We start from the raw sequence: 11,224 nt of genomic DNA, 5'->3' as shown, positions 1-11,224 counted from the left end.
CTGCTCGGCCATCCGCTGCCGCTGCGCCAGAGCCCCATCGAGTGGAACGAGCTGATGAGCACCCTGCTCGGCCACGGCCAGACGCTGGAGCAGGGGCTGGCCCAGAGCCAGCAGCAGCTGCGTCAGGCCCAGCTAGGCCAGCAGCAGTTGCAGGGAGTGCGTCAGCAACTGAGCCAACTGGCTGCCCAGCACCAGCAGTTTGACCAGCAGTGGCAGGAGGCCGATCGCCAGCGCATCGCGCTGGAAGGGGAAGTGAAGGGGATGGGCGAGCAGGAGGCGACCCTGCGCCAGCGACTCGAACAGGGGGGCAACCGTCTCGATGAGCAGATGGCTGGCCAACCCTGGCGCCAGTGGCTCGGCAGCCAGCAGTGGCACGAGTGGCAGCGGGCCTGCGAGGCCTGGCTGCACGGCCAGAGCGAGTGGGAGCGGCTGGCCAGCGAGATCGCCAGCCTCACCCCGGCACTAAGTGCGCAGGAGGCACGCCTGCAGACCCAGCGCGAGCTACTGCACAAACTCGAGCGGGACTACAAGGAGCATGAGCAGCAGCGGCAGGGGCTGCTCACCAGCCGCGCCGCCTGTCTGAATGGCGAGGAGATCCCGCTGGTCGAGAGCCGCTGGCAACAGCGGCTGCAACAACTCGCCAGCGAACTGGAGCTGATGCAAAGCAGCGCCCGCGTCCTGCGGGAGCGGCAGACCGAACTCAAGACCCGCCTCACCCATTTGGAGCAGGAAAAGCAGACCAGCAGCCGCCGCAAGCGGGAGGTACTGGGGCGCTGGGCTGCCCACGCCAGCACCCTTGGCATTGCCGAATACGACCTTCGCCGCCTGCTCGCCATCACCCCCGATGAACTCAAGGCGCGCCGCTCTGCCTTGCAAGGGTTGGAAGATGCCCTTGGCGAGGCGCGCACCCGCCTTGCCGAGCGGCAACGGGCGCTGGCACTGGAGGAGAGCAAGCGGGATCGCTATCGCGAACACCACCCCGAGCTGGCCGCCCTACCGGATGCAGAGCTGAGCGCTCAACTGGCGGCACTCGATGCCCGTTGTCGCGCCCTTGAAGAGCAGCTGTTCGAGTGCAAGAGCAAGCTGGCACAGGCCGAAGCAGCTGCCCTCAAGGCGGGCAGCCTGCAACAGGAGCTGGCCGCCCAGCAGGCGGTGGCCGACCACTGGCAGCAGCTGTGCGATCTGATCGGGCAGGCCAACGGCGCCAAGTTCCGCACCTTCGCCCAGAGCCTCACCCTCGAACGCCTGTTGCTGGAGGCTAACGCCCAGCTCGCCGAGCTCTCGCCCCGCTACCGGCTGGAGCGGGTGCCCGGCACCGATCTGGCGCTGCAGGTGGTGGATCTCGATATGGGGGACGAGGTGCGCTCGGTGGACTCCCTCTCCGGCGGCGAGAGTTTTCTGGTGTCGCTGGCGCTGGCGCTGGCCCTCTCCAGCCTCTCGTCACGGCAGACCCAGGTCGAGTCGCTGTTTATTGACGAAGGGTTTGGCACCCTGGATCCGGACAGTCTGGATCTGGCGCTCGCCAGCCTCGACTCCCTGCAGGCCGCCGGCCGCCAGATAGGGGTGATCTCCCACGTCCAGACCCTGGTGGAGCGGATTGGCGTACAAGTCAGGGTTGAAGCCCTCGGTGGCGGCGAAAGCCGGGTTATCGTCCCCTGACCGTAGCCAATCCCCAAAACGACAAGAGCCCGCCAATTGGCGGGCTCTTGCTTGCACGGCGCTCGTTAATCGAAGCGGTAGGCCCCCATGTAGAGGCTGCCGCCATCCCAGCTCTCGTGCAGCAGGGTCGGTGCTTTGCCCTGCGCGGCTCCCAGCGCCACAAAGAGCGGGCGCAGGTGGTCATCGTGGGGATGGGACTCCACCGCCCCGGGGGCCAACCGACGGTAATCGAGCAGCGCCTCCCGCTCCCCTGCCGCCATCGCCCCTTCCAGCCAGTCGACAAACTGGCTCGCCCAGCGCGGCACCGGCGACCCCTCGGGCCCCAACGCCCGCAGGTTGTGGGTGATGGCGCCGGAGGCGAGGATACCAATCCCCTGACTGCGCAATTCGGCAAGTGCCTCTCCCAGCTGCCAGAGCTGGCTCGGGGTGAAGCTGGCAGGGATGGAGATCTGCACCAGCGGGATCTCGCTGTCCGGGTCGATCAGGGAGAGCGGCGACCAGACCCCGTGGTCCAGCTCGCGCCGCACCGGGGTCGCGCTCAGACCCGCCAGCGTCAGCTGATCACCCACCGCCTGCTGTAACCATTCAGGGCTGCTGGCTGGCCAGCGTATCCGGTAGAGCGGCTCGGGGAAGCCGTAAAAGTCGTACATCAGCGCCGGTTTGGGCTCGACGTTGATCTGCAGCTCGCGGCTGAACCAGTGCGCGGAGATGACCACCAACCCCTTGAGCCCACCCAGACGCAGGGTTCGCAGAAAGCGGGTGGCGGGTTGCTCACGCAGCACCAGATCCGGTGCGCCGTGAGAGATAAACCAGACGGGGGCGAGGGACATAAAGCAGACTCCAACAAAGTATCAGGGGGCGATACCGGAGGGGATATCGCTGTTGGAATCGATTATCCCCCTGCCATGAAAGGTGAACAATCCAGCAAGATGGATAAGAACTATCAACCAATGGTTGATAATTTCACACCTTCACGACAGGTAATCGGCAATAGATATCAAGGCTGAGGAGCATCCGGCTGCAGTCGGGCTGCACGAAGCGCCATCCGGGTCGCTGCACTGTGATCCTGCCACTCTCGCCACGCCAATCCCTCGGCGGCCGCCTCCCCTTTCACCGGATGGGAGAAGATCGCCAGCAGACCGGCATTGTCAGGCCAGTAGCGGGCTGGCAGTGTCTGAACCAGCAGCAGGGCGGCGCCCAGCAAGAGCAGAGCCCATCCGGTTTCATGGCTGTTTTTCATCCCGGCCTCCTTCACCCATGCGCCAATGAACTAACATTTTTGCGCAAGCCGGTGACAAGACGGTGACAGCGGACGGGTGGTCATTTTACAACATCTGAACCTCAACCCGGCCAAACAACCACAGATGGCAACATTTGTATCCCTTCAGCCCGAACCTGTGGCCGTATGCTCTAAAATGTGACTCACAGGAAAACGTTATCCCTGAAAAGAAAACGTTATCTGGTCAAAACGTTGTTTCTGGATCATAAAAAGATTCCAAAAACTGGTGTATATTGCTCGGCGGAAATTCCTTAACCATGAAGATTGACATGAAAAAGACCAAAATTGTCTGCACCATCGGTCCGAAGACCGAATCCAAAGAAATGCTGGCCAAAATGCTGGACGCCGGCATGAACGTCATGCGCCTGAACTTCTCCCACGGTGACTACGCCGAGCACGGCAGCCGCATCAGCAACCTGCGCGCTGTGATGGCCGAGACCGGCAAGCACGCAGCTATCCTGCTGGACACCAAGGGTCCGGAAATCCGTACCATGAAGCTGGAAGGCGGCAACGACGTCGCGCTGGTCGCTGGCCAGACTTTCACCTTCACCACCGACCAGACCGTGGTTGGCAACAAAGACAAAGTGGCCGTGACCTATGCAGGTTTCGCCAACGATCTGCGCGTCGGCAACCGCATCCTGGTTGATGACGGCCTGATCGGTCTGGACGTTATCGAAATCACCGAGCGCGAAGTTATCTGTAAAGTGCTGAACAACGGTGATCTGGGCGAGAACAAAGGCGTTAACCTGCCGGGCGTCTCCATCAAGCTGCCGGCCCTGGCCGAGAAAGACAAGCGCGACCTGATCTTCGGTTGCGAGCAAGGCGTTGATTTCGTTGCTGCTTCTTTCATCCGTAAGAAAGAAGACGTTCTGGAAATCCGTGAGCACCTGAAAGCCCACGGTGGCGAGAACATCCAGATCATCTCCAAGATCGAAAACCAGGAAGGTCTGGACAACTTCGACGAGATCCTGGCTGTTTCCGACGGCATCATGGTTGCTCGTGGCGACATGGGTGTAGAGATCCCGGTTGAAGAAGTTATCTTCGCCCAGAAGATGATCATCGCCAAGTGCAACAAAGCCCGCAAAGTGGTTATCACTGCCACCCAGATGCTGGACTCCATGATCAAGAACCCGCGTCCGACCCGCGCCGAAGCTGGCGACGTGGCCAACGCCATCCTGGACGGTACCGACGCAGTGATGCTGTCCGGTGAATCCGCCAAGGGTAAGTACCCGCTGGAAGCCGTGACCATCATGGCCACCATCTGCGAGCGTACCGATGCCGTGATGCCGTCCAACCTGTCTGCTGCCAACGACAGCAACAAGCTGCGCATCACCGAAGCCGTATGTAAAGGCGCCGTAGAGACCTCCGAGAAGCTGGACGCCCCGCTGATCGTGGTTGCAACCGAAGGCGGCAAATCTGCCAAAGCCATTCGCAAGTACTTCCCGAAAGCCTGGATCCTGGCTATCACCACCAACAAGAAAACTGCTGCCCAGCTGGTTCTGACTAAGGGTGTGGTTGCTCACGTGGTTGACAGCATCGCCTCTACAGACGATTTCTATCGCATCGGTAAAGAAGCCGCGCTGGAAATCGGCATGGGTCTGAAAGGTGACATGGTTGTGATGGTATCCGGTGCTCTGGTACCGAGCGGCACTACCAACACCGCTTCTGTTCACGTTCTTTAATCAGAGCTGAACGAGTTGAAAACGGCGCCTGTAGGCGCCGTTTTTTTTATCCCTCCCCCCTGCTTACCTGACAAGCCCGGTGTTAGAATCCACGCGAATTTAATCTATGCGGGAAATGTCCCGAATATCGCGTAATAACCCGGAAGTTATATGCCCTCAATACGTTTTAAAAGAGTCTCGGCCACCCTGCTGCCGCTGCTCTGTTTAGTCGCCAGCCTCTGCGCTCCGCAGGCCATGGCGCAAGATGTCCCCTCTCGCGCCGCTGTTCAACGAGCGTTGGACAGTCTGGGCAAATCGGAAACCATGACCGTCAGCCAGCAAGAGGATCAGAAGTTGTTGACCGCAACCCTTGCCATGCTCGACAGCATCGACAAGGAGGAGGCTAAAGCCAAGGCACAAGCCCAGCGGATCCGCAATCTGCCCACCGAGCTCAAAGAGATCAGCGCCAAGCTCGATGCCCTGACCAAGGGCAAGAGTGCCGAGCAGATCAAGAGCGAATACGCCACCATGAGTCTGGCAGAGCTCGACAGCCGTCAGCCGGAAGTGCTAGCCAACATGCAGGAGGCCCAGGAGGCCCTCGGCACCATCGGCAGCCAGCTTACCAGCTTGCAGACCTTGCCGGAGCGGGCCCAGACCAGCATGAGCCGCGCCTACCAGCGCAGTCAGGAGATCCGCAGCCGCCTCAACGCTGGTGAAAGCATCAGCAGCGCCGAGAAGATGAAGCTCAATACCGAGCTGGTGCTGATCGATCTGCAGTTGGCCCAATTGCAAAAGGATCTGGATAACCGCACCAGCATGCAGGATCTGGCGATCAAGCAGCGTGACTACCAGAGTGCCCGCCTTGCCAGCGAAGAGCAGAAACTGCAGTTGCTGCAGGATCAGAGCAGCGCCAAGCGTCTCGGCGACACCGAGAAGACCGCCGAACAGACCGGTGAACTGGTGGCGACCGAAGACAGCCCGCTGGTGCAAAAAGAGCAGGTGCTCAACCACCAGCTCAGCCAGCAGCTGGTTGGCGCCACCACCAGTCTCAACTCGCTGGTGCAGAAAAACCTGCAAGCCAAGAGCTGGCTGGAGCGCGCAACCCAAACCGAGCGCAACCTGAACGAACAGGTGCAGATGCTCAAGGGCAACCTGCTGCTGTCGCGCATCCTCTATCAGCTCTACCAGCAGCTGGAAGCGGCACCGACCATCGCGGTCAAGAATCTGGAAGAACAGATCGCCGACCTCCACCTGGCCCAGTTCGAGCTGAGCCAGCAACGTGACCTGCTGTTCCAGAAGAACCTCTATCTGGACAACCTGATTGCCGGTAGCAAGGAGCCGGTCAGTGCCGAGGACAAGGCCAGCCTGGCCAAGCTGCTCGATACTCGCGTCAATCTGCTCGATCAGCTCAACCGCCAGCTCGACAGCCAGCTCACCAACGCCATCAGCCTGCAGCTGACCCAGCAGCAGTTGGGGCGGGTCAACACCGCCATCGAGTTTACCCTGCAGCAACACATCTTCTGGGTAAGCAGCAACAAGCCCATCGACAGCAAGTGGTTTATCAGCTGGCCAGCCCAAGCCTACAAGCAGGCCTCCGATTGGGTGCTGAAACCGGACTGGAAACGCTGGCGCGAAGAGCTGCTGGGGATCTCCCTGCTCGCCTTCCCGCTGTTGCTGATCGGCGGTCTGCTGGTCTGGAAACGTCCGGCGCTGGTTGAGCGCGAGAAGAAGATCACCAAGGACCTTGGCCGTTTCCGTCAGGACAGCCAGTGGCACACACCCCGCGCACTGCTCTATACCGTGCTGCAACGCCTGCCGGGCAGCCTGTTCATTCTGGCTGGCGGTCTGCTGCTCACCTACTGCGGTCTGCTCAGTCCCAAGCTGATGTTCCAGATCACCCTGAACCTTGCCCTCGGCTATCTGGTGTTCAGCCTCTATCTGGCGGTGATGCGCCCGGGCGGCATCGCCGAAACCCACTTCCGGATCCCGAAAGCGGAGCTGCAGGCCAAGCGCACCAGCATGCGTTACATCTGGCTGCCACTGCTGCCGCTGATCATGCTCGCGACCAAGGCGGTGGTTGAACCCTCCACCCTGGGCAACGACGTGATCGGCCAGGCCATGACCCTGACCCTGCTGGGACTGACCGCCTATCTGGTGTTCCCCATCTCCCGCGCCCGCATCAAGGGCGAGGCGAGCATGCAGAAGTCACTGATCGCCATCGCCCTGGCGCTGGCGCCGGTGGCACTGATCGTACTGGCGGGGCTCGGTTACTACTACACCGCGCTCAAGCTCACCGGTCGCCTGATCGAATCCTTCTACCTCATCATCATCTGGAGCCTGGTCTACCGCACCGCGCTGCGTGGTCTGGAGCTGGCCGCCCGTCGTCTGGCCTACCGCCGTGCGGTGGCCAAGCGTGAGCACAAGGCACAAGAGGATGCGGAAGGAGGCGAAGCCATCGAAGAGCAGCAGATGGATCTGGAGGATGTCAGCCAGCAGTCCCTGCGTCTGACCCGCACCGTGCTGCTGCTGATCTTCGGCGTCGCCTTCTACTGGCTCTGGTCCGATCTGGTCGCGGTGTTCTCCTACCTCGACAGCATGGTGCTGTGGCACCGCAGTGAAGGCACCGGCGCCAATGCCAGACTCTTCCCCATCAGCCTGAGTGACGTGCTGATCGGCTTCCTGCTGCTCGGGGGCGCCTGGTCACTGGCGCGCAACCTGCCAGGCTTGCTGGAAGTGCTGGTGCTCTCCAAGCTCAATCTGGCCCAGGGCACTGCCTACGCCATCACCACCATGCTCAACTACGTGCTGATCGGCTTCGGCTCCCTGACCGCCCTCTCCATGATGGGCGTGCAGTGGGACAAGCTGCAGTGGGTAGCGGGTGGTCTGTCGGTCGGTATCGGTTTCGGTATGAAGGAGATCCTCTCCAACTTCGTCTCCGGCATCATCATCCTGTTCGAGCGTCCGGTGCGGATCGGAGACACCGTCACCATCGGATCCTTCTCCGGTACCGTCTCCAAAATCCGTATCCGCGCCACCACCCTGACCGACTTCGACCGCAAAGAGGTGATCATCCCCAACCAGCAGCTGATGACCGAGCGGCTGATCAACTGGTCGCTGAGTGACACCGTCACCCGGGTTATCGTGCGGGTAGGCGTGGCCTACGGTTCCGATCTGGAGCTGACCCGCACCCTGCTCAAACAGGCGGCCGATGAAAACAGCCGCGTGCTGAAAGACCCGGCCCCCATCGTCTACTTCCTCACCTTCGGTGCCAGCACCCTGGATCACGAGCTGCGCTTCTTCGTGAGCGAACTCGGTGATCGCAACCCGGCGGTGGACGAGTTGAACCGCAAGATCGACCAGCTGTTCCGCGAGAACGGCATCGAGATCGCCTTCAACCAGATGGATGTCTACATCAAGAACATGCAAGGTGAAGAGCAGAAGGTGGAGTCCAACTCTGCCGCTCTGCCGCCCCCCGCGGAAGATGGCAAACAGCCAGCCTGATAGCGAACGGCGCTGACCTGATGACAACAGCCGCTCACCCAGGTGAGCGGCTTTTTTATGCCAGTTTATGGCGATAGAGACAGTTATCCATCGCCAGCATGGCTGGCCGCCACACAACAGGCAGCCATCACCCTTGATAAAATATAAAGAGAAATAAAAGTATAAAAACAAACACTTGCCCCACACCACTACTTACCGCATGGATGAAACCTGCGCCCTTCTCCCCTCACCGCGCCCCACATACCGCGCTCGCTCCGGCTCCCGGATTTTTATAACTTTTTTTAATTTTATTTGAGTGTCCTCTTCATCCTGACCATTGCAAAGTGGCGCCATTCCAGCCTGGGCCCTGTGACCACCACCCGGCTAACACCGACTTGCTCATTTGATAATTGAAAGGATCCGAGAGATGAAACATTCCTTGATGGTAATGGGGTTGGCCGCCTGTCTGGCATTGAGCGGCTGCCAGAATATGGACACCAAGAAAGTCCTGATAGGTGCAGCTGCGCTGGGGGCCATCGGCGCCGCTGGCTATTACGCCGGGAAAAAGCACAGCGATAACAAACACGAGCATGATGGCCAGCATGACGATAGCGATGACCAGCATATGGCCACCAGCAAGATGCCCCGTTACTGCTCGGGGGAAGCGGCCAGCAAATTCCATGTCTCCCCCCGCGATATCACCACCGAGTCGGCAGAAGAGAGCGGCCACAAATACAAGGTCTATGGCCAGTACGAGACCGACGATGATGTGGTCGACTTTACCTGCACCTTCAATCACGACGGTCGCTTCCTCTCGGTCGTTCGCAGCTGATAGCCCATCGGTTACAGCCAATTCACCACCGACTCCCCATACAGGACACTCACGATGAAACAGCAACGCAGCATGATCGCCAGCCTCATTGCGCTGGCCCTGCTTGGCCTCGTCCCATGCGCCGGTGCCACTGGCAGCCACTCCGGGGTGGATCTGGCCAGTATGGATAACAGCGTGCGAGCGGCGGACGATCTGTTTCGCCACGTCAACGGCAACTGGCTGGCCCAGACCCAAATACCGGATGACCTGCCGGGGCAGACCATCGGCAATCTGCTGGCGGACAAGTCGCTGGAGGATCGCAAGGTGTTGCTGGAGGAGCTGCTCAAGCGCCCGCAACAAGCCGGAACCCCTCGCCAGCAGATCGCCGACCTCTACGCCAGCTATCTGGATCAGGCCGAGCGGGATGCCAAAGGGCTGACCCCCATTCAACCACTACGTGACGAGATCATGGCCATCCATGATGGCGCCTCGCTAGCCACCTACTTTGCCCGGGTTAACAAGCTGGGGGGCGGCGCTCCCTTTGGTATCGGGTTCATGGCCGACAAGAAGCAGCCTGACAGCTACGGGATCTACCTGCAGCAATCCGGCCTCGGTCTGCCGGATCGGGACTACTACCTGAAAGCAGATGCCGCCAGCAAGACACTGCGGGCCAGCTACGAGCAGTTCATTACCGCCCTGCTCAACCATGCCGGCGTCGAGGGGGCGAGCGAGCAGGCCCATCGCATTCTGGCGCTGGAGACCCGGCTCGCCAGCCTGCAGTGGGGCAGAGTCAAGCTGCGGGATGACAACCTCACCTACAACAAACTGCCCATCGCCCGCCTCAGTCAGTTGCTGCCCACCCTGGATTGGCAACGCTACCTGACAGAGGCCGGTATCGCCGGGGAAACGGAGATCATCGTCAGTGAGCCGGACTATCTGGAGAAGCTGACCGCCGTGATGCAGGAGACCAGCATCGCGCAGTGGCAATCCTACTGCCTGTTCCATCTGCTACGCACTTATGCGCCCTATCTCGACAGCCAGAGCAATGCCCTGCACTTCGCTTTCTACGGCACGACCCTGAGCGGCATCCCCCGTCAGCGGGAGCCCTGGAAGCAGGCCATGGCGGTGCTGGATGACTATCTGGGTCAGGCGGTGGGCAAACTCTATGTGGAGCGCTACTTCCCGGCCGAAGCCAAGGCACAGATGGCGACCATGGTACGCAATCTGATCGCCGCCTATCGCCAGGAGATCGGTGGGCTCGACTGGATGTCTGCCCCGACCAAACAGCAGGCGCTGGCGAAACTGGAGAAGGTACGGGTCAAGATCGGCTATCCGGACCAGTGGCTGGATTACAGCGCAATCGAGATCCGTCCCGATGATCTGGTCGGCAATGCCCAGCGCGCGGCCACAGTGCGTTACAACGAGCACCTTGCCCGCCTCCATCAACCGGTGGATCGGGAGGAGTGGTTCGACAATCCGCAGACGGTGAACGCCTACTACAGCCCGAACAACAATGAGATCGTCTTCCCGGCAGCCATACTGCAACCGCCCTACTTCGATCTGAAGGCGGATGATGCGGTCAACTATGGCGCCATCGGCGCGGTCATCGGTCACGAGCTGAGCCATGGTTTCGATGATCAGGGGGCCAAATTCGATGGCAACGGTGCCTTGCACAACTGGTGGGTTCCGGCCGATCTCAAGGAGTTCACCGCCAGAGCGCAAAAACTGGCGAAACAGTACGACCGTTTCGAGCCCATCAAGGGGGAGCATGTCAATGGCCAGCTGACCCTTGGCGAGAACATCGGCGATCTCGGCGGCCTGACCATCGCCCACAAGGCGTACCGGCTCGCCCTGGGCAACCGCCTGCCAGCGGTGCTCGATGGCTTTACCGGCGAGCAGCGATTCTTTATCGGCTGGGCACAAGTGTGGAAAGGGAAGTACCGGCCCGAGCTCGCTGCCGTTCTGCTCAAGACAGATCCCCACTCGCCGCTGGAGTACCGGGTCAATGGCGTCGTCGCGAATATGCCGGCCTTCTATCGCGCCTTTGCCATCAAGCCGAGAGACAAGCTCTATCTGCCACCTTCCGAGCGTGTGAAGATTTGGTGACCACCAGCAGGGGCCCTGGCCCGAAAAGCTCCAGCAGATGGACCACCTCCACCTGAGCTGAAGATGACCAACACAGGGAGTGTCTGTTTTACCCTGCCTGGTTTTTCCCGACCCACATGTGCCTGACCATGTGGTTTTTTTGACCCTTTTGCTCTACCCCTTCTCCTCAGCCTGCCCAGCTTTCACCCGATACGGCCACGGCAAACAACTCCGCCGTTTTCTCGCCTT

General features: G+C 60.6%; 7 protein-coding genes. 5 read left to right on the top strand and 2 right to left on the bottom strand.

The genetic code is table 11. From position 1 onward, the window contains the following. On the top strand, positions 1 to 1,659 hold a 1,659-nt coding region (locus tag AACS18_RS20765; protein WP_308810804.1), incomplete at its 5' end, for an SbcC/MukB-like Walker B domain-containing protein. A 65-nt stretch (positions 1,660 to 1,724) separates the two neighbouring features. On the opposite strand, the gene AACS18_RS20760 is transcribed toward AACS18_RS20765, so the two are convergent. Continuing rightward, on the bottom strand, positions 1,725 to 2,489 hold the full coding sequence (locus AACS18_RS20760; protein WP_108613199.1) for a DODA-type extradiol aromatic ring-opening family dioxygenase: 765 nt from the start codon (positions 2,487 to 2,489) through the stop codon (positions 1,725 to 1,727). 167 nt (positions 2,490 to 2,656) lie between these two features. Next, positions 2,657 to 2,899, bottom strand: a complete 243-nt coding sequence (locus AACS18_RS20755; RefSeq protein ID WP_108613198.1) for a hypothetical protein — start codon at positions 2,897 to 2,899, stop codon at positions 2,657 to 2,659. 308 nt (positions 2,900 to 3,207) lie between these two features. Here AACS18_RS20755 and pykF point away from each other — a divergent pair, with 308 nt between their 5' ends. The 4 genes from pykF (at position 3,208) to AACS18_RS20735 (ending at position 10,996) form a co-directional block, all read left to right on the top strand. Next, the gene (gene pykF / locus AACS18_RS20750) at positions 3,208 to 4,620 is read left to right on the top strand and encodes a pyruvate kinase PykF (protein ID WP_108613197.1); all 1,413 of its coding nucleotides are present in this window, start codon (positions 3,208 to 3,210) and stop codon (positions 4,618 to 4,620) included. A 150-nt stretch (positions 4,621 to 4,770) separates the two neighbouring features. Next, entirely contained in the window at positions 4,771 to 8,100 is a 3,330-nt protein-coding gene (gene mscK, locus AACS18_RS20745) for a mechanosensitive channel MscK (RefSeq protein WP_108613196.1), read from the top strand. Positions 8,101 to 8,506: 406 nt separating this feature from the next. Further along, a complete protein-coding gene (locus tag AACS18_RS20740) occupies positions 8,507 to 8,911 on the top strand; it encodes a hypothetical protein (protein ID WP_108613195.1) in 405 nt (134 codons plus the stop codon). Positions 8,912 to 8,965: 54 nt separating this feature from the next. After that, the gene (locus tag AACS18_RS20735) at positions 8,966 to 10,996 is read left to right on the top strand and encodes a M13 family metallopeptidase (RefSeq protein ID WP_108613194.1); all 2,031 of its coding nucleotides are present in this window, start codon (positions 8,966 to 8,968) and stop codon (positions 10,994 to 10,996) included. Positions 10,997 to 11,224 lie beyond the last annotated feature (228 nt).

Origin of the sequence: Aeromonas sp. HMWF015, from assembly GCF_963878965.1 — a bacterium.
Taxonomy (GTDB): domain Bacteria; phylum Pseudomonadota; class Gammaproteobacteria; order Enterobacterales; family Aeromonadaceae; genus Aeromonas; species Aeromonas veronii.
Note: the sequence above shows the minus strand (reverse complement) of the source record. Positions and strands in the feature narration are given on the sequence as shown.

Excerpts from the sequence above, each read along its gene's own strand:
- AACS18_RS20760 (WP_108613199.1), bottom strand. The coding sequence starts at position 2,489 with ATGTCCCTCGCCCCCGTCTGGTTTATCTCTCACGGCGCACCGGATCTG.
- AACS18_RS20755 (WP_108613198.1), bottom strand. The coding sequence starts at position 2,899 with ATGAAAAACAGCCATGAAACCGGATGGGCTCTGCTCTTGCTGGGCGCC.
- pykF (WP_108613197.1), top strand. The coding sequence starts at position 3,208 with ATGAAAAAGACCAAAATTGTCTGCACCATCGGTCCGAAGACCGAATCC.
- mscK (WP_108613196.1), top strand. The coding sequence starts at position 4,771 with ATGCCCTCAATACGTTTTAAAAGAGTCTCGGCCACCCTGCTGCCGCTG.
- AACS18_RS20740 (WP_108613195.1), top strand. The coding sequence starts at position 8,507 with ATGAAACATTCCTTGATGGTAATGGGGTTGGCCGCCTGTCTGGCATTG.
- AACS18_RS20735 (WP_108613194.1), top strand. The coding sequence starts at position 8,966 with ATGAAACAGCAACGCAGCATGATCGCCAGCCTCATTGCGCTGGCCCTG.